Annotated in this window: 17 protein-coding genes and 1 pseudogene; 15 read left to right on the top strand and 3 right to left on the bottom strand. The window is 61.5% G+C overall.

The window, feature by feature from the left end; translation table 11 throughout:
* Nucleotides 1-76: 76 nt before the first annotated feature.
* Nucleotides 77-1,441: a formimidoylglutamate deiminase gene (locus J3P93_RS25720; RefSeq protein WP_434593281.1), complete on the bottom strand. Its 1,365-nt coding sequence runs from the start codon at nucleotides 1,439-1,441 to the stop codon at nucleotides 77-79.
* A gap of 145 nt (nucleotides 1,442-1,586) precedes the next feature.
* Between J3P93_RS25720 and hutC the strand changes: the two genes are divergently transcribed.
* From hutC to mdoH, 15 genes are all read left to right on the top strand, one after another.
* Nucleotides 1,587-2,297, top strand: coding sequence for a histidine utilization repressor (hutC, locus tag J3P93_RS25715; RefSeq protein WP_162803449.1), 711 nt, complete (start codon nucleotides 1,587-1,589; stop codon nucleotides 2,295-2,297).
* Nucleotides 2,294-2,866, top strand: coding sequence for a HutD/Ves family protein (locus J3P93_RS25710; protein WP_434593278.1), 573 nt, complete (start codon nucleotides 2,294-2,296; stop codon nucleotides 2,864-2,866). The genes hutC and J3P93_RS25710 overlap by 4 nt, the downstream gene beginning before the upstream one ends.
* A gap of 428 nt (nucleotides 2,867-3,294) precedes the next feature.
* A complete protein-coding gene (gene hutU / locus J3P93_RS25705) occupies nucleotides 3,295-4,980 on the top strand; it encodes a urocanate hydratase (protein ID WP_332765513.1) in 1,686 nt (561 codons plus the stop codon).
* Nucleotides 4,981-5,132: 152 nt separating this feature from the next.
* Complete coding sequence (locus J3P93_RS25700) at nucleotides 5,133-6,605, top strand: purine-cytosine permease family protein (protein WP_434593274.1); 1,473 nt, start codon at nucleotides 5,133-5,135, stop codon at nucleotides 6,603-6,605.
* Between the two features lie 71 nt (nucleotides 6,606-6,676).
* Complete coding sequence (locus J3P93_RS25695) at nucleotides 6,677-7,645, top strand: ABC transporter substrate-binding protein (RefSeq protein ID WP_434593271.1); 969 nt, start codon at nucleotides 6,677-6,679, stop codon at nucleotides 7,643-7,645.
* An 83-nt stretch (nucleotides 7,646-7,728) separates the two neighbouring features.
* A complete protein-coding gene (locus J3P93_RS25690) occupies nucleotides 7,729-8,580 on the top strand; it encodes an ABC transporter permease (RefSeq protein ID WP_434593268.1) in 852 nt (283 codons plus the stop codon).
* Nucleotides 8,577-9,407 (top strand): quaternary amine ABC transporter ATP-binding protein, encoded by an 831-nt coding sequence (locus J3P93_RS25685; RefSeq protein WP_434593266.1) that lies wholly within the window; start codon nucleotides 8,577-8,579, stop codon nucleotides 9,405-9,407. Before J3P93_RS25690 ends, J3P93_RS25685 begins: the two co-directional genes overlap by 4 nt.
* A 134-nt stretch (nucleotides 9,408-9,541) precedes the next feature.
* Entirely contained in the window at nucleotides 9,542-11,065 is a 1,524-nt protein-coding gene (locus J3P93_RS25680; protein ID WP_434593263.1) for an HAL/PAL/TAL family ammonia-lyase, read from the top strand.
* Between the two features lie 115 nt (nucleotides 11,066-11,180).
* Nucleotides 11,181-12,713, top strand: coding sequence for a histidine ammonia-lyase (hutH, locus tag J3P93_RS25675; RefSeq protein WP_434593261.1), 1,533 nt, complete (start codon nucleotides 11,181-11,183; stop codon nucleotides 12,711-12,713).
* Between the two features lie 133 nt (nucleotides 12,714-12,846).
* Nucleotides 12,847-14,052 (top strand): imidazolonepropionase, encoded by a 1,206-nt coding sequence (gene hutI / locus J3P93_RS25670; protein ID WP_434593258.1) that lies wholly within the window; start codon nucleotides 12,847-12,849, stop codon nucleotides 14,050-14,052.
* Between the two features lie 10 nt (nucleotides 14,053-14,062).
* Nucleotides 14,063-14,866, top strand: coding sequence for an N-formylglutamate deformylase (hutG, locus tag J3P93_RS25665; protein ID WP_434593255.1), 804 nt, complete (start codon nucleotides 14,063-14,065; stop codon nucleotides 14,864-14,866).
* Nucleotides 14,867-15,100: 234 nt separating this feature from the next.
* Complete coding sequence (pip, locus tag J3P93_RS25660; RefSeq protein WP_093105859.1) at nucleotides 15,101-16,072, top strand: prolyl aminopeptidase; 972 nt, start codon at nucleotides 15,101-15,103, stop codon at nucleotides 16,070-16,072.
* Nucleotides 16,069-16,506, top strand: a complete 438-nt coding sequence (gene dtd / locus J3P93_RS25655) for a D-aminoacyl-tRNA deacylase (protein WP_434593251.1) — start codon at nucleotides 16,069-16,071, stop codon at nucleotides 16,504-16,506. The genes pip and dtd overlap by 4 nt, the downstream gene beginning before the upstream one ends.
* A 351-nt stretch (nucleotides 16,507-16,857) precedes the next feature.
* Nucleotides 16,858-18,639 carry a glucan biosynthesis protein G gene (locus J3P93_RS25650; protein WP_434593248.1) on the top strand — a complete coding sequence of 594 codons (1,782 nt, stop codon included), beginning with the start codon at nucleotides 16,858-16,860 and terminating at the stop codon, nucleotides 18,637-18,639.
* A complete protein-coding gene (gene mdoH / locus J3P93_RS25645) occupies nucleotides 18,632-21,202 on the top strand; it encodes a glucans biosynthesis glucosyltransferase MdoH (protein ID WP_434593246.1) in 2,571 nt (856 codons plus the stop codon). Before J3P93_RS25650 ends, mdoH begins: the two co-directional genes overlap by 8 nt.
* Nucleotides 21,203-21,551: 349 nt before the next feature.
* Here mdoH and J3P93_RS25640 read toward each other — a convergent pair whose 3' ends face one another.
* Entirely contained in the window at nucleotides 21,552-22,256 is a 705-nt protein-coding gene (locus tag J3P93_RS25640) for a methyl-accepting chemotaxis protein (protein WP_434598494.1), read from the bottom strand.
* 198 nt (nucleotides 22,257-22,454) lie between these two features.
* Nucleotides 22,455-23,351 (bottom strand): annotated as a pseudogene (locus tag J3P93_RS25635) (methyl-accepting chemotaxis protein); the annotation flags it as partial.
* Nucleotides 23,352-23,455: the final 104 nt, after the last annotated feature.

Genomic DNA, 23,455 nt, shown 5'->3' with positions numbered 1-23,455 from the left:
GTGTATCAGTCAAAAATGCTGTCGACTGATATGCCCTCATCGCTAGCAGGCTAGCTCCCACAGTGGGTTATGTGTGTCAGCCGAGAAGATCGCGCAGGACGTGGGTGAAGGCACCGGCGCTGTCTTCTTCCCCGGCATGCCTGCCATCGCGAACCACCCACTGACCATTGACCATCACATCACGCACTTGCCGATCGCCACCGGCGAACAGCCAGCGATTCAAAATTCCGTCCCCATTGGCCGTCGCCAGGTAGGGATCGTTGCCATCGAGCACAATCCAGTCGGCCCGCTTGCCGATTTCCAGCGCACCAATCGGCTGCCCCAGTGCCTGCGCTCCGCCGTCCAGCGCAGCGTCATACAACGTGCGCCCGACCATCGGCTGATCCGCGCCATACAAGCGATTGCGGCGCTGGTCACGCAGACGCTGGCCGTATTCCAGCCAGCGCAATTCCTCCACCACGCTCAGCGAGACATGGCTGTCGGAGCCAATACCCATGCGCCCGCCCTGAGCGAGGAAATCCACCGCCGGAAAAATCCCGTCGCCCAGATTCGCTTCGGTGGTCAGGCACAGCCCGGCGATGGCGCGACTGTTGGCCATCAGCGTGACTTCTTCCGGGTTGGCGTGGGTCGCGTGGACCAGGCACCAGCGTTGATCGACTTCGACATTTTCATACAGCCATTGCAGCGGACGACGCCCGCTCCAGCTCAGGCAGTCGTCGACTTCTTTTTGCTGTTCGGCGATGTGGATGTGCACGGGGCATTGTTTGTCGCTGGCAGCGAGAACTTCGCTGATCTGCTGTGGCGTCACCGCGCGCAACGAGTGAAAGCACAACCCCAGCGATTGCGCCTTTTGTTGCGCCAGTAATGGCTGCAGGCGTGATTGCAGATTGAGGTAGTTTTCGGTGCTGTTGATAAAACGGCGCTGGCCGTCATTAGGCGTCTGGCCGCCGAAACCAGCGTGGCTGTAGAGCACCGGCAGCAGGGTCAGGCCGATACCGCTGTCGCTGGCGGCCTGGCTGATGCGCAAGGCCAGTTCGGCCGGGTCGGCATACGGCTGACCGTTGCTGTCGTGATGTACGTAATGGAATTCGGCGACCGATGTGTAACCGGCCTTGAGCATTTCGATGTATAGCTGACGGGCGATGACACCGAGCTGATCCGGGCTGATTTTTCCGACGAGCCGGTACATCAGATCGCGCCACGTCCAGAAACTGTCGTTCGGGTTGCCGGCCACTTCGGCCAGCCCGGCCATCGCCCGTTGGAAGGCATGGGAATGCAGGTTCGGCATGCCCGGCAGCAACGGGCCGCTCAACCGTTCGGCGCCGTCGGCGCTGGCATCGGCCTGGATTTGGGTCAGCAGGCCGTCGGCGCTGACCTCAAGAAGTACATTGTTGGCCCATCCATTAGGCAGCAGTGCGCGTTCGGCAAAGAAGGCGGACATGGTTCGGCACCCCATCGTGTGTTATTTGTATATACATATACAGACGTTTGCCTGCCCGGTAAACTCCGGCAAGCTAGCCACTTTCATCCAAGAACAGGGAACCACCGTGCCGACTCCGCCTCCAGTCTCCCCGTTGGCCGCGAACATGGGCGACAGTCCGGCGCCCTTGTACGCCCGCGTCAAACAGATGATCACCCAGCAGATCGACAGCGGTAACTGGCCGCCGCATTACCGCGTGCCGTCCGAGAGCGAACTGGTCAGCCAACTGGGTTTCAGCCGCATGACCATCAACCGCGCCTTGCGCGAGATGACCGCCGACGGCCTGCTGGTGCGCATGCAGGGTGTCGGCACTTTCGTCGCCGAACCGAAGAGCCAGTCCGCGCTGTTCGAAGTGCACAACATCGCCGATGAAATTGCCTCCCGCGGCCATCGTCACACTTGCCAGGTCATCACCCTCGAAGAAGAGGCCGCCGGTTCCGAGCGCGCTCTGGCGCTGGACATGCGCGAAGGGCAGAAGGTGTTCCACTCGCTGATCGTGCATTACGAAAATGACATTCCAGTGCAAATCGAAGACCGCTTCGTCAATGCGCTGGTTGCCCCGGAATACCTCAAGCAGGACTTTACCCTGCAAACCCCCTACGCCTACCTCAATCAGGTCGCACCGCTGACCGAGGGCGAGCATGTGGTCGAGGCGATTCTCGCTGAGCCTTCCGAGTGCAAATTGCTGCAGATCGAAAAGGGCGAGCCGTGCCTGCTGATTCGGCGCCGGACGTGGTCGGGTCGACAGCCGGTGACCGCCGCGCGCTTGATCCATCCGGGTTCCCGTCATCGTCTGGAAGGGCGGTTCCATAAATGAGTTACGAACTGAAGGTTCTGCGCGCCGCAGGCTACCCGCGCATGCCGTGGAAGAACGGCGGCGGCAGCACCGAAGAAATCACCCGCGACGCCGGCGCCGGTCTCGACGGTTTCGGCTGGCGCCTGTCGATTGCCGATATTGCCGAATCCGGCGGTTTTTCGACGTTCGCCGGTTATCAGCGGGTCATCACTGTGTTGCAGGGTGACGGCATGACCCTGTGCGTCGATGGCGAAGATACCCGGCCGCTGTTACCGCTCGACCCGTTTGCCTTTCGTGGCGAAAGTCAGGTGTCGTGCACGCTGCTCGGCGGTGCGATTCGCGATTTCAATCTGATCTATGCGCCGCAGCGTTACAGCGCGCGGTTGCAGTGGCTGGAGGGCGAGCAACGCTTTTTCAGTTCGGCGTCGACGCTGCTCTTGTTCAGCGTCAGTGATGCGCTGCAAATGCAGATCGGTGACAGTGCTTCGCAGCTAGGGCGACATGATTGTCTGCAACTGAACGGTAACACCGGGTTGATCGAAGTCTCGACCTATGCCGCTTGTTGCGTGATCGAGCTGACAGCTCGCTAATTACGCCTTTCTCTTGATCGTTCCCACGCGCTGCGTGGGAATGCATCCCGTGACGCTCTGCGTCACCAGCGATCCCGAAACCTGTTTCCTGTACGCACCAACTTGTTACCGAACGCCCCAGCGTGGCGCAATACCACGCCCATCTGGCAAATCCCCAATTCACAAAAACACTCCTGCAAAAAATTTCACTCACGCCTGAGCCCTTGATCCAGAAGCTCTCCAGCCCTCTGCGCAATTTTTCTTGAACACCCCTCCAACAAGTTGGCCGCTTGATTGCATATGCTTGTATGTACAAGTAAAGACGTATGCGTATGAGTCGCTCAAGACTCTCCGCAGCGTCCACTGATTCGCTTGTCGCGCATCGAAGCGCGCAGGCTGCTTGCCCACTGCCAGGGTTGGTTTGAATTGATCGCTGAGGAGTCTTTTTCGTGACTGACAATAAGCCTACTAAGGTTCGTAACGTCGAAATCCGTGCATCGCGCGGCAACAAGCTGACCGCCAAGAGCTGGCTGACCGAAGCGCCGCTGCGCATGCTGATGAACAACCTCGACCCGGAAGTCGCCGAGAACCCGAAAGAGCTGGTGGTCTACGGTGGTATCGGTCGCGCTGCGCGCAACTGGGAGTGCTACGACAAGATCGTCGAAAGCCTGACCAACCTGAATGACGACGAGACCCTGCTGGTGCAATCGGGCAAACCGGTCGGTGTGTTCAAGACCCACGCCAATGCCCCGCGCGTACTGATCGCCAACTCCAACCTGGTGCCGCACTGGGCGAGCTGGGAACACTTCAACGAACTCGACGCCAAAGGCCTGGCCATGTACGGCCAGATGACTGCGGGCAGCTGGATCTACATCGGCAGCCAGGGCATCGTGCAAGGCACCTACGAAACCTTTGTCGAAGCCGGTCGCCAGCACTACAACGACAACCTCACCGGTAAGTGGGTCTTGACTGCCGGTCTCGGCGGCATGGGCGGCGCGCAACCTTTGGCCGCGACACTGGCCGGCGCGTGCTCGCTGAACATCGAATGCCAGCAGGTGAGCATCGATTTCCGCCTGAAGAGCCGTTACGTCGATGAGCAAGCCAAAGACCTCGACGACGCGCTGGCGCGTATCGACAAATACACCAAAGAAGGCAAAGCGATCTCCATCGCCCTGCTGGGTAACGCCGCAGAAATCCTCCCGGAACTGGTCAAGCGCGGCGTGCGCCCGGACATGGTCACCGACCAGACCAGCGCCCACGATCCGCTCAACGGTTACCTGCCGGCCGGCTGGAGCTGGGACGAGTATCGTGCTCGCGCCAAGACCGAACCGGCCGCGGTGATCAAAGCCGCCAAGCAGTCGATGGCCGTACACGTCAAGGCCATGCTGGAATTCCAGAAGCAAGGCATTCCGACCTTCGACTACGGCAACAACATCCGTCAGATGGCTCAGGAAGAAGGCGTCGAAAACGCCTTTGATTTCCCGGGCTTCGTGCCGGCCTATATCCGTCCGCTGTTCTGCCGTGGCATCGGCCCGTTCCGCTGGGCGGCCTTGTCGGGTGATCCACAGGACATCTACAAAACCGACGCCAAGGTCAAAGAGCTGATCCCCGACGACGCACACCTGCATAACTGGCTGGACATGGCCCGCGAGCGCATCAGCTTCCAGGGTCTGCCGGCACGGATCTGCTGGGTCGGCCTGGGGCTGCGCGCCAAGCTCGGTCTGGCGTTCAACGAAATGGTCCGCAGCGGCGAGCTGTCGGCGCCAATCGTGATCGGTCGAGACCACCTCGACTCCGGCTCGGTCGCCAGCCCGAACCGCGAAACCGAATCGATGCAGGACGGTTCCGACGCCGTGTCCGACTGGCCACTGCTCAACGCCCTGCTCAATACCGCCAGCGGCGCGACCTGGGTTTCCCTGCACCACGGTGGCGGCGTCGGCATGGGCTTCTCGCAGCACTCGGGCATGGTGATTGTCTGCGACGGCACGGACGAAGCGGCCGAACGCATCGCTCGCGTCCTGCACAACGACCCGGCAACCGGCGTCATGCGTCACGCCGATGCCGGTTACCAGATCGCCATTGATTGCGCCAAAGAGCAGGGGCTGAACCTGCCGATGATCACCGGCGGTAAGTGACACAACCCCCTGTGGGAGCTGGCTTGCCAGCGATAGCGGTGGCACTGCTGGAGATGATGTTGAAGGTAGCGACGTCATCGCTGGCAAGCCAGCTCCCACAAGGTCCGTGTAAGCCCGAGAGAACTGTTAAAGCAATCCACAGAGGTTGAATCATGGCTGTCAACACCGATCGTGCAGGCAACAAACCGTTGATCGAGAGGCGTTCGATCGACTACATCCCGGAAGCGGAAAGACACGGTCGTCTGTTCAGCCAGTTCACCCTGTGGATGGGCGCCAATTTACAGATCACCGCGATCGTCACCGGGGCCTTGGCCGTGGTGCTGGGCGGTGATGTGTTCTGGTCGTTGATCGGCTTGCTGATCGGCCAATTGCTCGGCGGTGGCGTGATGGCGCTGCATGCCGCGCAAGGGCCGAAACTGGGCCTGCCGCAGATGATCTCCAGCCGCGTGCAGTTCGGCGTTTACGGCGCGGCGATTCCGATCGTGCTGGTGTGCCTGATGTATCTGGGTTTCACCGCGACCGGCACCGTGCTGTCCGGGCAAGCGCTGGGGCAGCTGTTTGGCGTCAGCGACAGCGTTGGCATTCTGATTTTTGCCAGCGTCATCGTGCTGGTGACGGTGCTCGGCTATCGGGTGATTCACTTCATCGGCCGGGTCGCCAGCCTCATCGGCGTGATTGCTTTCGTCTTTCTGTTCTGGCGGTTGATGAGCCAGACCGACGTCGGCGCGCTCCTGCAAATCCGTCACTTCAGCTGGAGCAGCTTCCTGCTCGCGGTGTCGCTGGCGGCGTCCTGGCAGATTGCGTTCGGCCCGTATGTCGCGGATTACTCGCGTTACTTGCCGAGCAACACCTCGGCGGTGAAAACCTTTTTCGCCGCCGGTGCCGGCTCGGTGATTGGCGCGCAGGTGGCGATGATCCTCGGCGTGTTCGCCGCCGCTTCGGCCAACGGCCAGTTCGCCGGGCATGAAGTGGCTTACATCGTCGGTCTCGGCGGCACCGGTGCCACCGCGGCGTTGCTGTATTTCAGCATCGCCTTTGGCAAGGTGACCATCTCCACGCTCAACTCTTACGGCAGCTTCATGTGCATCGCGACGATCATCAGTGGTTTCAAAGGCCACCTGACCGTTACGCGCATGCAGCGCCTGGTGTTTGTGCTGGTGATTGTCGGCGCGGCCACGCTGATCGCGCTGCTCGGTCAGCACTCGTTCCTCGGCGCGTTCAAGTCTTTCATCCTGTTTTTGCTTGCGTTCTTCACACCGTGGAGCGCGATCAATCTGGTCGACTACTACTGCATCACCCGTGAGCGTTACGACGTGCCGGCACTCGCCGATCCGAAGGGACGCTACGGGCGCTGGAACCTGTTGGGGATCAGCGTCTACGTGTTCGGTGTGCTGGTGCAACTGCCGTTCATTTCGACCAAGTTCTACACCGGCCCGCTGGTGGCTGCCCTCGGTGACGTGGATATCTCCTGGATCATCGGTCTGGTGCTGCCTGCCGCCGTCTACTACGTGTGCGCAAAAAAATGGCACAGCGCAGTGCCCGATCAACTGATTCTGCCAGTCGCGCAGAGCAGCCAAGTACAACCCGAAACAAGCGGGGCCGGTCGCGCTGCGGCGCAGGCCTGATCTGGACGTGGACAGGGCTGGATGCCTTTTGAACTGCCGTAAGCCCATTCATGATTAGGAGCGTCATTACAATGAAATCGAACAAGACCCTGCTGACCACATTGCTGTCCATGGGCCTGTTGGCCAGTGCCGGCGCTACTCAGGCTGCCGGCTGGTGCGAATCGGGCAAACCGGTGAAATTCGCCGGCCTGAACTGGGAAAGCGGCATGTTGCTGACCGACGTGCTGCAAGTGGTGCTGGAGAAAGGCTACGACTGCAAGACCGACAGCCTGCCGGGCAATTCCATCACCATGGAAAACGCCTTGAGCAGCAATGACATTCAAGTGTTCGCCGAAGAATGGGTCGGCCGCAGCGAGGTCTGGAACAAGGCCGAGAAGGCCGGCAAGGTGGTCGGCGTCGGCGCGCCGATCGTCGGTGCGATCGAAGGCTGGTATGTGCCGCGCTACGTCATCGAAGGTGATGCCAAGCGCAAGCTCGAGCCAAAAGCCCCAGACCTGAAAAACATCGCTGATCTGGGCAAATACGCCGCCGTGTTCAAGGATGCCGAAGAGCCGTCCAAGGGCCGTTTCTACAACTGCCCGGCCGGCTGGACCTGCGAGCTCGATAACAGCGAAATGCTGAAAAGTTACGGCCTGGAAAACAGCTACACCAACTTCCGTCCGGGTACCGGCCCTGCGCTGGATGCGGCGGTGCTGTCGAGCTACAAGCGGGGCGAGCCGATCCTGTTCTACTACTGGTCGCCAACCCCGCTGATGGGCCAGATCGACGCGGTCAAACTCGAAGAGAGAGCCGGCGTCGACAAGAGCGTGAGCATCAAGGTCGGCCTGTCGAAAACCTTCCACGACGAGGCCCCGGAACTGGTCGCCGTGCTGGAAAAGGTCAACCTGCCGATCGACCTGCTGAACCAGAATCTGGGGCGCATGGCCAAGGAACGTATCGAGTCGCCGAAACTGGCGAAAATCTTCCTCAAGGAACATCCTGAAGTCTGGCATGCGTGGGTCAGTGCAGACGCAGCCAGGAAAATCGACGCGGCGCTGTAGGTCGATACCTCCCGGTCAACCGTGAGGCTGGCCGGGAGATATGCCGTAAACGCTTGATTGAGATTGCTGACTGAGAGCCGCTTATGTTTCCCGAGAGCTTTACCTTTTCCATCGCCGACTGGGTCAACGGTTGGGTCGATTCGCTGGTCACCAACTACGGTGATGTGTTCCGCCATATCTCCGACACGCTGTTGTGGGCCATCGTCAACCTCGAGGGCGTGCTGCGCGCGGCGCCATGGTGGCTGATGCTGGCAATTGTCGGTGTGGTCGCCTGGCACGCCACGCGCAAAGTCGTGACCACGGCGGTCATCGTCGGTCTGCTGTTCCTCGTGGGCGCCGTCGGCCTGTGGGACAAGCTCATGCAGACCCTGGCGCTGATGATGGTCGCGACGATCATTTCGGTGCTGATCGGCATCCCGCTGGGGATTCTCTCGGCCCGCAGCAATCGCCTGCGCTCGGTGCTGATGCCGCTGCTCGACATCATGCAAACCATGCCCAGTTTCGTGTACCTGATTCCGGTGCTGATGCTGTTCGGTCTGGGCAAGGTGCCGGCGATTTTCGCCACGGTGATCTACGCCGCGCCGCCGCTGATTCGTCTGACCGATCTGGGCATTCGCCAGGTTGACGGCGAAGTGATGGAAGCGATCAACGCGTTCGGCGCCAACCGCTGGCAGCAACTGTTCGGCGTGCAACTGCCGCTGGCCCTGCCGAGCATCATGGCCGGGATCAACCAGACCACCATGATGGCCCTGTCGATGGTGGTGATCGCCTCGATGATCGGCGCCCGTGGCCTGGGTGAAGATGTGCTGGTGGGGATTCAGACCCTCAACGTCGGACGTGGCCTGGAAGCCGGTCTGGCGATCGTGATTCTCGCAGTGGTCATCGACCGCATTACTCAGGCGTATGGTCGGCCCCGGCATGAGGTGAGCAAATGAGCAACGCAACCGTGAGCAAGATCGAAGTCAAAAACGTCTTCAAGATTTTCGGCAACCGCGCCAAGGACGCCCTGGCGATGGTCGGCCAGGGCAAGACCAAGGATCAGGTACTGAACGAAACCGGTTGTGTGGTCGGGGTCAACGACCTGTCGCTGAGCATCGGCACCGGAGAGATTTTCGTCATCATGGGCCTGTCCGGCTCGGGCAAATCGACGCTGGTACGCCACTTCAATCGTCTGATCGATCCCACCAGCGGGGCGATCATCGTCGACGGCGTGGACATCCTGCAATACGACATGGACGCGCTGCGCGAATTTCGCCGGCACAAGATCAGCATGGTGTTCCAGAGCTTCGGCCTGCTGCCGCACAAGAGCGTGCTCGACAACGTCGCCTACGGCTTGAAAGTGCGCGGCGAGAGCAAGCAGCTGTGCGCCGAGCGGGCGCTGCACTGGATCAACACCGTCGGCCTCAAAGGCTACGAAAACAAATACCCGCACCAGCTCTCCGGCGGCATGCGCCAGCGCGTCGGCCTGGCCCGCGCTTTGGCGGCGGACACCGACATCATTCTGATGGACGAGGCCTTCAGCGCACTCGACCCGCTGATCCGTGCCGAGATGCAGGACCAGTTGCTGGAGCTGCAAAAGACCCTGCACAAGACCATCGTGTTCATCACCCACGACCTCGACGAAGCCGTGCGCATCGGCAACCGCATTGCGATTCTCAAGGATGGGAAATTGATTCAGGTCGGTACGCCGAGAGAGATCCTGCATTCGCCGGCGGATGAGTATGTCGACCGGTTCGTGCAGCGGCGTGCGGCGGTGGTCTGAAAAATATGCGGTGACTGAACCGGCGCCATCGCGAGCAGGCTCACTCCTACAGTTGAAATGCGTACCCCTGTAGGAGTGAGCCTGCTCGCGATAGCGCTAGTGAAGCTGCATCAATATCAAGGTTGAGGTTTTAGATGTCCCAGGCTGAAAAAATCATCATCACCGGCGCCCCTCTGCATTGGCAGGACGTGGTCGCCGTCGCCCGCCGCGGCGCGCAACTGGAGCTGTCGGAGGGCACCTGGGCGCGTATCGACAACGCGCAGGGCATCGTTCAGCGCATCGTCGAAAGCGGCGAGCGGGCCTATGGCGTCAACACCGGTCTGGGCGGACTGTCCAACGTCTCGCTCAAGGACGAACAGCTCAGCCAGCTATCGCGCAACACCTTGCTCAGCCATGCCTGCGGCGTCGGCCCGGTGCTCAGCGACGAACAGACTCGCGCGATCATCTGCGCGGCCATCCACAACTACAGCCACGGCAAATCCGGCATTCATCGCCGTGTGGTTGAAGGCCTGCTGGCGCTGCTCAATTGCGGCATCACCCCGCAGGTGCCGTCGCAAGGTTCAGTGGGCTACCTGACGCACATGGCGCACGTCGGTATCACGTTGCTCGGCGTCGGCAACGTCAGCTATCGCGAGCAGATTGTGCCGGCGCAACAGGCGCTGGCCGCAGAAGGCCTGCAACCGGTGCAACTCGGCGCCAAGGACGGCCTGTGCCTGGTCAACGGCACGCCGTGCATGACCGGCCTCAGTTGCCTGGCGATCGCCGATGCGACGCGGCTGGTGCAGTGGGCCGACGTCATCGGCGCCATGAGTTTCGAAGCCCAGCGTGGCCAGATCGACGCCTTTGATGCAGAAATCATCGCACTGAAAGCGCACCCGGGCATGCAGCAGGTCGGCAGCAATCTGCGCGCGCTGCTCGATGGCAGTGAAGTGATCGCCACGAGCAAAGGCATTCGCACCCAGGACGCCTTGAGCATCCGCTCGATCCCGCAGGTGCATGGCGCCGCGCGTGATCAACTGGAGCATGCGATCACACAGGTCGAGATCGAACTCAACGCCTGCACCGACAACCCGTTGCTGCTGGGTACGCCGGAGAACTTCCGGGTGATGTCGCAAGCCAATCCGCACGGGCAATCGGTGGCGATGGCCGCCGACCTGCTGGCGATTGCCATGGCCGAGATCGGTTCGATCGCCGAGCGCCGTCTGGATCGTCTGATCAACCCGCACGTCAGCGGCTTGCCGGCATTTCTGGTGGCCAATCCGGGGGTCAATTCCGGGATGATGATCGTGCAATACGTCGCCGCCTCGCTGTGCGCGGAAAACCGCCAATTGGCGCAACCGGCGGTGCTCGACAACTACATCACCTCGGGCCTGCAGGAAGACCATCTGAGCATGGGCACCAACGCCGCGCTGAAGCTGCACCGCGCGTTGGAAAACTGCACGCAGATCCTCGCCATCGAATACCTGCTGGCGGCCCAGGCCTTTGAATTTCTCAAGGAACAACGCTTTGGCGCCGGCACCGATGTCGCCTGGCGCCTGCTACGCGAAAGCGTCCCGGCATACGATCAGGACCGCTGGCTGGCGCCAGACATCGCCGCCGCAGCGAGCGTGCTGAAAGACCCGAATCTGCCACACAACGTTTTACCGAATCTGCACTGACACTACCCTGCCAGCGTGCCAAGGCGCGGCTCTCCAAAAGACGAGCGGCGACGGACAACGGACATTTCCGGAGCGACTGGTCAGTTAATAAGAAACTCTCAAAAGGAGCACAAACATGACTGCGCTGAACCTGATTCCCGGCCAACTGAGCCTGGCCCAACTGCGTGACGTCTACCAGCATCCGGTCAAGCTGAGCCTCGACAACAGCGCCGCTGCGCAGATCGAAGCCAGCGTGGCCTGCGTCGAGCAGATTCTCGCCGAGAATCGCACGGCCTACGGCATCAACACCGGTTTCGGCCTGCTGGCGTCGACACGCATCGCCAGCGAAGACCTGGAAAACCTGCAGCGTTCGCTCGTGCTGTCGCACGCCGCCGGTGTCGGTGAGCCGATCAGCGATGCGCTGGTGCGGCTGGTCATGGTGCTCAAGGTCAACAGCCTGAGCCGCGGTTTTTCGGGCATCCGCCGAGTGGTCATCGATGCGTTGATCGCGCTGATCAATGCCGAGATCTATCCGCACATCCCGCTGAAGGGGTCGGTCGGTGCATCGGGCGATCTGGCGCCGCTGGCGCACATGTCGCTGGTGCTGCTGGGAGAGGGCAAGGCGCGCTACAAGGGTGAGTGGATGCAAGCCACCGAGGCGCTGAAAATCGCCGGTCTGACCCCGCTGACCCTGGCGGCAAAAGAAGGTCTGGCGCTGCTCAACGGCACTCAGGTGTCCACCGCGTTCGCGCTGCGTGGTCTGTTTGAAGGTGAAGACCTGTTCGCCGGTGCACTGGCGCTCGGCGGTCTCAGCGTTGAAGCCGTGCTGGGCTCGCGCTCGCCGTTCGACGCACGCATTCACGCGGCTCGCGGCCAGAAAGGCCAGATTGATGCCGCGGCTGCTTATCGCGATCTGCTCGGTGAGCGCAGTGAAGTCTCCGATTCGCACCAGAACTGCGAGAAGGTCCAGGATCCGTACTCGCTGCGCTGCCAGCCACAGGTCATGGGCGCCTGCCTGACCCAGTTCCGTCAGGCCGCCGAAGTGCTGGCCGTCGAAGCCAATGCAGTGTCGGATAACCCGCTGGTGTTCGCCGCTGAAGGCGATGTGATTTCCGGCGGCAACTTCCACGCCGAACCGGTGGCCATGGCCGCTGACAACATGGCCCTGGCCATCGCTGAAATCGGCTCGCTGAGCGAGCGGCGCATCTCGCTGATGATGGACAAGCACATGTCGCAACTGCCGCCGTTCCTGGTTGCCAATGGCGGCGTGAACTCCGGTTTCATGATCGCGCAGGTGACGGCGGCGGCACTGGCCAGCGAGAACAAGGCGCTGGCCCATCCGCATTCGGTCGATAGCCTGCCGACCTCGGCCAACCAGGAAGACCATGTCTCGATGGCCCCTGCGGCCGGCAAGCGTCTGTGGGAAATGGCGGAAAATACCCGCGGCATTCTCGCCGTGGAATGGCTGGCGGCGGCCCAGGGGCTGGACTTGCGCAACGGTCTGAAGACCTCGCCGAAGCTGGAACAGGCGCGGGCGATTTTGCGTAAGGAAGTGCCGTTTTATGAGAAGGACCGGTTCTTTGCGCCAGATATCAACGCGGCGACTGAGCTGTTGGCTTCGCGGTGCCTGACCGAGCTGGTTCCATCGAAGTTGCTGCCTAGCCTTTAACCCCACTTATTGATCGTTCCCACGCTCTGCGTGGGAATGCAGCCCGTGACGCTCCGCGTCACTGGACGCAGAGCGTCCCTTGAGGCATTCCCACGCAGAGCGTGGGAACGATCACACAAGACGAGGATTTGGGATGAAAACCCTCTGGCAACACTGCCACGTCGCAACCATGGCCCACGGCGTTTACTCGATCATCGAGGACGCCGCCATCGTCACCTCCGGTGCGCTCATCGAGTGGATCGGCCCGCGCCAGCAATTGCCGTCCGGCGAATACCCGGCGGTCAATGACCTTCAAGGCGCCTGGGTCACGCCCGGGCTGATCGACTGCCACACCCACACGGTGTTCGGCGGCAACCGCAGCGGTGAATTCGAAAAGCGTCTGCAAGGTGTCAGCTATGCCGACATCGCCGCGCAGGGCGGTGGTATCGCCAGCACCGTGCGTGCGACCCGTGAAGCGAGCGAAGACCAGCTGTTCGTCAGCGCCGCCAAGCGCCTGAAAAGCCTGATGCGCGACGGCGTGACCACGGTCGAAATGAAATCCGGCTACGGCCTCGATCTGGCCAACGAACGCAAGATCCTGCGAGTCATCCGTCGTCTGCAGCAAGAACTGCCGGTCAGCGTTCGCAGCACCTGCCTGGCCGCTCATGCACTGCCGCCGGAATACAAGGATCGCGCCGACGACTACATCGATCTGATCTGCGATGAAATGCTCCCGGCGCTGGCCGCCGAGGGCCTGGTCGATGCGGTCGATGCCTTCTGCGAATACCTGGCGTTCTCGCCGGAGCAGGTCGAGCGCGTGTTCGTCGCCGCGCAAAAACTCGGTTTGCCGGTCAAGCTTCACGCCGAGCAACTCTCATCGCTGCACGGCTCCAGCCTCGCTGCTCGCTATAAGGCGCTGTCCGCCGATCACCTGGAATTCATGGACGAAGCCGACGCCATCGCCATGGCCGAGTCCGACACCGTCGCCGTGTTGCTGCCGGGCGCGTTCTATTTCCTGCGCGAAACCCAGCTGCCGCCGATGGATGCCCTGCGCAAGCACAACGTAAAAATTGCGATTGCCAGCGACCTCAACCCCGGCACCTCGCCGGCGTTGTCGTTGCGTCTGATGTTGAACATGGCCTGCACTTGTTTCCGTATGACCCCGGAAGAAGCCCTGGCCGGCGCGACGATCCACGCGGCGCAAGCGCTGGGCATGGCTGCCACCCACGGTTCGCTGGAGGTCGGCAAGGTCGCCGATTTTGTCGCCTGGCAGATCGATCGTCCGGCAGATCTGGCGTATTGGCTCGGTGGCGATCTGGACAAGCGCGTCGTGCGTCACGGCGTTGAATCAATTCTGTAGGAGAGCGGTTGTGGATAAGGTTCTGCATTTCAAACAAGGTCACGTGCCGTTGCTGATCAGCATGCCGCATGCCGGGGTACGCCTGACGCCTGCGGTCGAGGCCGGGCTGATCCCGGCGGCGAGAAGCCTGCCGGACACCGATTGGCACATCCCGCAGCTTTACGATTTCGCTGAAGCGCTGGGTGCCAGTACCCTGGCCGCCGAGTATTCGCGATTCGTCATCGATCTGAATCGTCCATCCGACGACAAGCCAATGTACGCCGGGGCAACCACCGGCCTGTATCCGGCGACGCTGTTCGATGGCATTCCGTTGTTCCAGGAAGGTCTGGAACCATCGAAAGAAGAACGCGCGAGCTATCTGGAGCAGATCTGGACGCCGTATCACCGCAAGCTGCACGAGGAGCTGGCGCGGCTCAAGGCTGAATTCGGCTACGCGCTGCTGTTCGATGCGCACTCGATCCGCTCGATCATCCCGCACCTGTTCGACGGCAAGCTGCCGGACTTCAACCTCGGCACGTTCAATGGCGCCAGCTGCGATGCGCAACTAGCCGCGCAGCTGGAAGCGATCTGCGCGCAGCACAGCAACTTCAGCCATGTGCTTAACGGTCGGTTCAAGGGCGGACACATCACCCGCCACTACGGCAACCCGGCCGAACACATCCACGCGGTGCAACTCGAACTGTGCCAGTCCACCTACATGGAAGAGTTCGAACCGTTCCGCTACCGCGCCGACCTGGCCGCGCCGACGCAGGGGGTGCTCAAGGAATTGCTCGAGGGGCTGCTGGCCTGGGGCCAAAGCCATTACGCAAAATAAAGCCTGGCGCCTACCCCTGTAGGAGTGAGCCTGCTCGCGATAGCGTCGGTTCAGTCGCCATTTCAGTGACTGGCACACCGTTATCGCGAGCAGGCTCACTCCTACAGGGGACACGGCTGAAAAATTGCGAGTAACCCGGAGCATGCTCATTGACGTAAATCGGGTTTATGATGCCCAACGGCAGAATAATAGAAGTCCCCTCAGGGATGACCTCGACCCCTTACGGAGCGCGCAATGCAGACTTTGTTTCCGCAGATCAAACCCCACGCCCGGCACGATCTGGCTGTCGATGACACCCATACGCTATACGTCGATGAAAGCGGCTCGCCGGAAGGTCTGCCGGTGGTGTTCATCCACGGTGGCCCCGGCGCCGGGTGCGACGCGCAGAGCCGCCGCTACTTCGATCCGAACCTGTATCGCATTGTCACTTTCGACCAGCGCGGCTGCGGACGCTCGACGCCCCACGCCAGCCTGGAAAACAACACCACCTGGGATCTGGTTGAAGACCTCGAGCGCATCCGCAAACATTTGGGCATCGACAAATGGGTGCTGTTCGGCGGCTCATGGGGCTCGACCCTGGCGCTGGCGTACGCGCAAACCCACCCGGAGCGCGTCCACGGTCTGATCCTGCGCGGGATCTTTCTCTGCCGCCCGCAGGAAATCGAGTGGTTCTATCAGGCCGGTGCCAGCCGTCTGTTCCCCGATTACTGGCAGGACTACATCGCACCGATCCCGCTGGACGAGCGCGACGACCTGCTCAGCGCCTTCCACAAGCGCCTCACCGGCAACGACCAGATCGCGCAAATGCACGCGGCCAAGGCGTGGTCGACCTGGGAAGGGCGCACCGCGACCCTGCGGCCCAACCCGCTGGTGGTTGATCGCTTCTCCGAGCCGCAGCGCGCGCTGTCGATTGCGCGGATCGAATGCCATTACTTCACCAATAACGCCTTCCTGGAGCCGAACCAGTTGATTCGCGACATGGCCAGGATTGCCCATCTGCCGGGCGTGATCATTCACGGTCGCTACGACGTGATCTGCCCGCTCGACAATGCCTGGGAGCTGCATCAGGCCTGGCCGAACAGCGAATTGCAGGTAATCCGCGACGCCGGCCACGCGGCGTCCGAACCGGGCATCACCGATGCGCTGGTGCGCGCGGCGAGCAAAATGGCTCAGCGTCTGCTCGATCTGCCGCCTGAAGAAGCATGAAGGGGCTGTTGCAGCGCGTGCGCGGCGCGCGGGTCGAGGTCGACGGGGAAGTTGTCGGTGCGATCGATCAAGGCTTGCTGGTGCTGGTCGCGGTAGAACCCGACGACACGCGTGCCAGCGCCGACAAACTTCTGCATAAGCTGCTTAACTATCGGGTATTCAGTGACGCCGAGGGCAAGATGAACCTGTCCCTTGGTGATGTCGGCGGTGGGTTGCTGCTGGTCTCTCAGTTCACCCTCGCGGCGGATACCAGAAGCGGCCTGCGTCCGAGCTTTTCGAGCGCGGCGCCGCCGGCCCTTGGCGAGGAGTTGTTCGACTATCTATTGAGCAAAGCGAAACAGGTGCATGGCACTGTGGCATCAGGTAGATTCGGCGCCGATATGCAGGTGCATCTGGTCAACGATGGCCCGGTTACCTTTTTGTTACAGACCTGAAAATGCTTGAAACACCTTCTTTAGGAAATTTCGACTGTTTTTCGGGTGTTTTCGCGATAAATACTTTGTTACCCCTGATGCGTTGTCATGCGGGCTACTAGATAATCGCGCGCTACGGGGATCAGCGTTCGTTGGTCCGTTTTGACTTAGGTAGAGACTTGTCCGGATCCGATTGGGGAATCATTTTGCCCCAGCGGAGTCGGAACAATGCTCGCCAACTTGGCAAGGGTGCGCTGGAAGGTCGGTTTTTTATCGCCGAAATCCCCACAGGCACTTCATCTGGCCGTTGGTTTATTGATCTGTTTTCGGCGAGGGTTGCTCGTGATTGTTAGTCCCTGTAATGCAGCAAAAATGTCTGCCAAACGCATGCGAAGTGCCCTGGTAGCGGGTTCGGCGCTCCTGTGCCTGCTCAGCGCCGGTCAGCTTTGGGCGTTCAATCTTGACGATGTATCGGCCAAGGCCAAAGAGCTGGCCGGGCAGAAGTTCGAAGCCCCGCGCAGCAACCTGCCGAACGAATTCCGCGATATGAAGTTCGCGGACTATCAGAAAATCCGCTTCCTCACCGAAAAGGCTGAGTGGGCCGATCAGAAGACGCCGTTCAAGCTGTCCTTCTATCATCAGGGTATGCACTTCGATACACCGGTGAAAATCAACGAAATCACAGCGAACACCGTCGAAGAGATCAAATACGATCCGACGCGCTTCGATTTCGGCGACCTCAAATTCGATCCGAAGGCCACCGAACAACTGGGTTATGCCGGTTTCCGTGTGCTGTACCCGATCAACAAGGCCGACAAGCAAGACGAAATCATGACCATGCTCGGCGCGAGTTACTTCCGCGTTGTCGGCAAGGGTCACACCTACGGTCTGTCGGCCCGTGGTCTGGCGATCGACACTGCGTTGCCGTCGGGTGAAGAATTCCCGCGTTTTCGCGAGTTCTGGATTCAACAGCCGAAGCCGGGCGACAAGCACCTGGTGATCTTCGCGCTGCTGGATTCGCCGCGCGCCACCGGTGCCTACCGCCTGATCCTGCGTCCGGGCAGCGACACCATCGTCGACGTCAAGGCGCAGATGTTCCTGCGTGACAAGGTCGGCAAACTGGGTATCGCGCCGCTGACCAGCATGTTCCTGTTCGGTGCCAACCAGCCGTCGAAAGTCCTTAACTACCGTCGTGAACTGCACGACTCCAGCGGTCTGTCGATCCACGCCGGTAATGGCGAGTGGATCTGGCGTCCACTGAACAACCCGAAACACCTGGCCGTGAGCAACTTCAGCGTCGAGAACCCGCGTGGTTTCGGTCTGCTGCAACGTGGCCGCGACTTTAGCCACTACGAAGATCTCGACGACCGCTACGACAAGCGTCCAAGCGCCTGGATCGAGCCGAAGGGCGAGTGGGGCAAGGGCACCGTCGATCTGGTGGAAATTCCGACCGCCGATGAAACCAACGACAACATCGTTGCGTTCTGGAGCCCGGAAAAAATGCCGGAGCCAGGTCAGCCGCTGGACTTCGCCTACCGCCTGCACTGGACCATGGATGAAGCCGCGCTGCACGCACCTGACAGTGCCTGGGTTGCACAAACCCTGCGTTCGACCGGTGACGTCAAGCAATCGAACCTGATCCGTCAGCCGGATGGCAGCGTCGCTTATCTGGTCGACTTCGAAGGTCCATCGCTGGCCGCTCTGGCCCCGGACGCCGATGTGCGCAGTCAGGTCAGTGTCGGCGACAACGCCGAACTGGTGGAAAACAGCGTGCGCTACAACCCGGAAACCAAGGGCTGGCGCTTGACCCTGCGGATGAAGATCAAGGATCCGAGCAAGTCCACCGAGATGCGTGCCGCACTGGTTCAGCCAGTCGTGACTGCTGATCTGGCGAAATCGGTGCCAGCGTCCAACTCCTCCGTCGCCAAAGCCGACAAGGTTGCCGCCAAGCAGCAAGAGAAAATCGACAGGGAAGCCAAGGCTGCCGAGGCCAAACAGGCTGAAGCCAAGCCGGTAGCAGAGGCCAAGGACAAGGCCAACAAAGACGCCAAGCAGCCAGCCGCTGCGGACGCGGCCCCAGCCACACCGGAATCGGCACCGACTGAAGAAGTCCTGACCGAGACCTGGAGCTATCAGTTGCCTGCCGATGAGTAACTCTCAAGTACAGCCAGAGACTCTGTCCGAGTATCTGGCGCATCTGCCGATGACCGACGAGCAGCGCGCGGAACTCGCGGGCTGCCAGTCGTTCAGCGAGCTGCATCAACGCCTGTCGTCCTCGACGTTCGACGCCCCTGCCGAAGCCGCCCAGGCTTCGGTGGGCAAGCGCCTGACCCTGAGCACCGCCGAAGAGCTGGAAGAAGCGGAAATGCTGGTGCTCGACGCCAGCGGCCGGATCAGCATGAAAGCCACTCCGCCGATCCGCCGCACCAAGGTCGTGCCGGAGCCATGGCGCACCAATATCCTGGTGCGTGGCTGGCGCCGTCTGACCGGGCGCACCAACCCGCCGCAGCCGCCGAAGGACGAGAATGTCCTGCCGGCTGCGCGCTGGCGCACCGTCGGATCGATCCGTCGCTACATTCTGTTGCTGCTGATGCTCGGCCAGACCATCGTCGCCGGCTGGTACATGAAAGGCATCATGCCGTACCAGGGCTGGTCGTTCGTCGATCTCGAAGAAATCCTGCACCAACCGCTGCTGCAAACCGCCACGCAAGTGCTGCCGTATGCGCTGCAAACCAGCATCCTGATTCTGTTCGGGATTCTGTTCTGCTGGGTCTCGGCCGGTTTCTGGACCGCGCTGATGGGCTTCCTTGAATTGCTCACCGGTCACGACAAATACCGTATCTCCGGCAAAAGCGCCGGCAACGAGCCGATTGCCAAAGATGCGCGTACCGCATTGGTCATGCCGATCTGCAACGAAGACGTACCGCGCGTGTTCGCCGGTCTACGAGCGACGTTCGAATCGGTCGCCGCCACCGGTGATCTGGATCGCTTCGACTTCTTCGTCCTCAGCGACAGTAACGACACCGACATCTGCGTCGCCGAGCAACAGGCCTGGCTGGACGTCTGCCGCGAAGCCAAAGGCTTCGGCAAGATCTTCTACCGCCGCCGTCGCCGTCGTGTGAAGCGCAAGAGCGGTAACCTCGACGACTTCTGCCGTCGTTGGGGCGGTGACTACAAGTACATGGTCGTGCTCGACGCCGATTCGGTGATGAGCGGCGAATGCCTGACCAGTCTGGTGCGCCTGATGGAAGCCACGCCGGACGCCGGGATCATCCAGACCGCGCCGCGTGCGTCGGGCATGGACACCCTGTATGCGCGCATGCAGCAGTTCGCCACCCGCGTATACGGCCCGCTGTTTACTGCCGGTCTGCACTTCTGGCAGCTGGGTGAATCGCACTACTGGGGTCACAACGCGATCATCCGCATGAAGCCGTTCATCGACCACTGCGCTTTGGCGCCGTTGCCGGGTAAAGGTGCGTTCTCCGGGGCGATCCTCTCTCACGACTTCGTTGAAGCCGCGCTGATGCGCCGTGCCGGTTGGGGCGTGTGGATTGCCTACGATCTGCCGGGCAGTTACGAAGAGCTGCCGCCGAACCTGCTCGACGAGCTCAAGCGTGACCGTCGCTGGTGCCACGGCAACCTGATGAACTTCCGCCTGTTCCTGGTCAAGGGCATGCACCCGGTGCACCGTGCGGTATTCCTGACTGGCGTGATGTCGTACCTGTCGGCGCCGTTGTGGTTCTTTTTTTTGGTGCTGTCGACTGCGCTGCTGGCGGTCAACACGCTGATGGAGCCGCAGTACTTCCTGGAGCCGCGTCAGCTCTATCCGTTGTGGCCACAATGGCACCCGGACAAAGCCATCGCGCTGTTCTCGACCACGATCGTGCTGTTGTTCCTGCCGAAACTGCTGAGCATCATCCTGATCTGGGCCAAGGGCGCGAAAGAGTTCGGCGGCAAGTTCAAGGTGACGCTGTCGATGCTGCTGGAGATGCTGTTCTCCATGCTGCTGGCGCCGGTGCGGATGATTTTCCATACCCGTTTCGTCCTTGCCGCGTTCCTAGGCTGGGCCGCGACCTGGAACTCGCCACAGCGTGACGACGACTCGACGCCATGGAGCGAAGCGGTCAAGCGTCACGGCCCGCAGACCCTGCTGGGCTTTTGCTGGGCGCTGCTGGTGATCTGGCTGAACCCGAGCTTCCTCTGGTGGCTGGTGCCGATCGTCGGTTCGCTGATGCTGTCGATCCCGGTGTCGGTGATTTCCAGCCGTGTCGGCCTGGGCCTGAAGACCCGTGACGCGAGCCTGTTCCTCATTCCTGAGGAATACAATCCGCCACAGGCGCTGCTGGCGACCGACCAGTACACCCACGAGAACCGCTACCACGCCCTGAACGACGGCTTCGTCCGCGCAGTGGTCGATCCGCAGCAGAACGCCCTGGCGTGCTCGCTGGCGACCTCCCGTCACGGTCAGGCCGAGCCGATAGAGTGGTTGCGTCAGGAGCGCGTGCGGCACGCGGTCAAGGTCGGCCCAGCGGAGCTGAGCAACCATGATCGCCTGCAACTGCTGAGCGACCCGGTAGCGTTGGCGCGTCTGCATGAGCAGGTCTGGGCTGAAGGCCTGACCGAGTGGCTGGACGCGTGGCGGGCCTCGGTGAAAGCCGATCCGCATGCACCGCTGCTGCCGTTGCGACCGGCGACGATGCAGGCGCAACTGGCCTGATGAAAAAACCCCGCTGAGTCAGCGGGGTTTTTTTATGCTTGATTCAAAAGCCCCTCACCCTAACCCTCTCCCAGAGGGAGAGGGGACTGACCACAGTGGGGCGGCTATCGGTGGTCGGCTCCCTCTCCCTCGGGAGAGGGCTGGGGTGAGGGGGGGCGGGTCTGCAGGTCAATCAGCCGTTGCTGGCGATCGTTCTTCAGTCATCACACCGCCAATCGCTAGCCGGGCTAGCTCCCACAGGGGTTTTGTGGAGTGGCCAAGATCGAGCCGCACCACCGAACCCTGTGGGAGCTGGCCTGCCAGCGATAGCCTCACCTCGGTCGCAAGCGAACCCAGGCGATCAATCACCTCAAACCTTGAACCGGCCCACCAGCGTCTGCAAATGCGTCCCCAAACGCGCCAGCTCAACGCTCGACGCTGCTGTCTCTTCGCTCGCCGCCGAAGTCTGATCAGACACATCACGAACATTCAGCACGCTGCGGTTGATCTCTTCGGCCACGGCGCTCTGCTGTTCTGCGGCTGCCGCAATCTGCTGGTTCATCGCCTGAATCGCCGAGACGGTGCGGGTGATGCTTTCCAGTGAGCCGCCGGCGCGGCGGGTCAGTTCGACGCTGCTGTCGGTCAGGGTGCGGCTGTTGTCCATGATCGTTGCCACTTGCTGGGTGCCGTTTTGCAGGCCGACGATCAGTTCTTCAATCTCTTCGGTGGACTTCTGCGTGCGCTGGGCGAGGCTGCGCACCTCGTCAGCGACCACGGCGAAACCACGACCGGCCTCGCCGGCACGGGCGGCTTCGATCGCGGCGTTGAGCGCCAGCAGGTTGGTTTGCTGAGCGACGGATTTGATCACGTCGAGGACGCTGCCAATCTTGTCGCTCTCGCGCTTGAGTTCACTCATGGCCTCGGTGGAGTGGCTGACTTCAATCGCCAGGCGCTCGATCTGCGCAATGGCTTCGCCGACCACCTTGTCGCCTTCGCGGGCCTGCTGATCGGCCGCAACTGCCGCTTCCGAGGCTTCCTCGGCATTGCGCGCGACTTCCTGCACGGTGGCGGCCATTTCGTTCATGGCGGTGGCGACCTGATCGGTCTCGACCTTTTGATTGTTGACCCCGGCGCTGGTCTGCTCGGTCACCGCCGACAGCTCTTCGGCGGCGCTGGCGATCTGCGTGACACCGTCGCTGATGCCGCCGATCAATTCGCGCAGGCCTTGGGTCATGCTTTGCATCGAGCGCTGCAACTGGCCGAGTTCGTCGCGGCGCAGCGAGACTAGGTTGTGGGTGAGATCACCCGCGGCAACGCGTTCGGCGACTTGCAGGGTCTGGTTCAGCGGAATGATGATTTGCCGGGTGATTGCCAAGGCGGCAATCAAACCGAAGATCAGCGCCAGCGCGGTGGCGACCAGCAACATGTTCTTGGCGTGTGCGGCATCGTTATCACGCACCACGGTTTGCGATTCGGTGAGCTTCTTGCTGACGGCGATGAGAATGTCGCCCTGCGCCGACATGGCCGTCAGCGCAGCGGCGTTTTTCACCTGCGAGTCGCGGAACTGGCTGACGGCGGCGCGGTAGGCTTTGAGCGAGTCGGTGGCCTGTTGCAGATTGGCGATGTGCTGTTCCGGCACGCGGCTTGGCAGGCTTTCGAGGTTTTTCAGAGCGTTTTCGATCGCGGTCAGCGCCGGTTGCTCGGCATCGGCCTTGCCGCTGTAGGTGTAGCCGCGCACCTGATAACGCGCTTGCTGGAGCAGTTTGCTCAGCTCGATCACCGCGTTGTATTGCGCCACGCTGTCACCTTGCAACAGCGCCTGCTCGACTGCGCCGACCTTGGCCACGGCGTTGTCGGCGTTGGCGCCCAGTTTGCTGCGGGCATCTTCGCGCTGCACGGTGGCCTGGGTCATCTCACCGAAGGCGCGCTTGTACTCGGCCACGGCGGCCAGTTGCTGGTCGACCATTGCCGCATCGGCGGGTTGTTCGATCATCCCGCGCGCCTCTCGCAGACCGCTGTCCAGCTTGGCCAGCAATTCATTGACCGCGCCCGGTCCCTGATCGCCGCGGCGCATGTCGTAGTCCATGCGCGCCAGGCGCAGGTCCTTGGTCAGCTCATTGAGGCTGGAGATGAAGCCGAGTTTATCGCCGCGGCTGATGATGCCGCTCATACCGGTCCAGCCGGTGAACGTGATCAACAGCGTCAGTAACAGCACCAGGCCGAAGCCGATGCCCAGCTTGCGTTTGACGCTGACGTTCCCAAGACTTTCGGCTA

It is taken from the genome of Pseudomonas sp. R3-57, assembly GCF_051132065.1.
GTDB lineage: Bacteria > Pseudomonadota > Gammaproteobacteria > Pseudomonadales > Pseudomonadaceae > Aquipseudomonas.
Note: the sequence above shows the minus strand (reverse complement) of the source record. Positions and strands in the feature narration are given on the sequence as shown.

Excerpts from the sequence above, each read along its gene's own strand:
- dtd (WP_434593251.1), top strand. The coding sequence starts at position 16,069 with ATGAAGGGGCTGTTGCAGCGCGTGCGCGGCGCGCGGGTCGAGGTCGAC.
- pip (WP_093105859.1), top strand. The coding sequence starts at position 15,101 with ATGCAGACTTTGTTTCCGCAGATCAAACCCCACGCCCGGCACGATCTG.
- J3P93_RS25690 (WP_434593268.1), top strand. The coding sequence starts at position 7,729 with ATGTTTCCCGAGAGCTTTACCTTTTCCATCGCCGACTGGGTCAACGGT.
- J3P93_RS25710 (WP_434593278.1), top strand. The coding sequence starts at position 2,294 with ATGAGTTACGAACTGAAGGTTCTGCGCGCCGCAGGCTACCCGCGCATG.
- J3P93_RS25680 (WP_434593263.1), top strand. The coding sequence starts at position 9,542 with ATGTCCCAGGCTGAAAAAATCATCATCACCGGCGCCCCTCTGCATTGG.
- J3P93_RS25695 (WP_434593271.1), top strand. The coding sequence starts at position 6,677 with ATGAAATCGAACAAGACCCTGCTGACCACATTGCTGTCCATGGGCCTG.
- J3P93_RS25720 (WP_434593281.1), bottom strand. The coding sequence starts at position 1,441 with ATGTCCGCCTTCTTTGCCGAACGCGCACTGCTGCCTAATGGATGGGCC.
- hutI (WP_434593258.1), top strand. The coding sequence starts at position 12,847 with ATGAAAACCCTCTGGCAACACTGCCACGTCGCAACCATGGCCCACGGC.
- mdoH (WP_434593246.1), top strand. The coding sequence starts at position 18,632 with ATGAGTAACTCTCAAGTACAGCCAGAGACTCTGTCCGAGTATCTGGCG.
- J3P93_RS25700 (WP_434593274.1), top strand. The coding sequence starts at position 5,133 with ATGGCTGTCAACACCGATCGTGCAGGCAACAAACCGTTGATCGAGAGG.
- J3P93_RS25650 (WP_434593248.1), top strand. The coding sequence starts at position 16,858 with ATGTCTGCCAAACGCATGCGAAGTGCCCTGGTAGCGGGTTCGGCGCTC.
- hutH (WP_434593261.1), top strand. The coding sequence starts at position 11,181 with ATGACTGCGCTGAACCTGATTCCCGGCCAACTGAGCCTGGCCCAACTG.
- J3P93_RS25640 (WP_434598494.1), bottom strand. The coding sequence starts at position 22,256 with ATGGCCGCCACCGTGCAGGAAGTCGCGCGCAATGCCGAGGAAGCCTCG.
- J3P93_RS25685 (WP_434593266.1), top strand. The coding sequence starts at position 8,577 with ATGAGCAACGCAACCGTGAGCAAGATCGAAGTCAAAAACGTCTTCAAG.
- hutC (WP_162803449.1), top strand. The coding sequence starts at position 1,587 with ATGGGCGACAGTCCGGCGCCCTTGTACGCCCGCGTCAAACAGATGATC.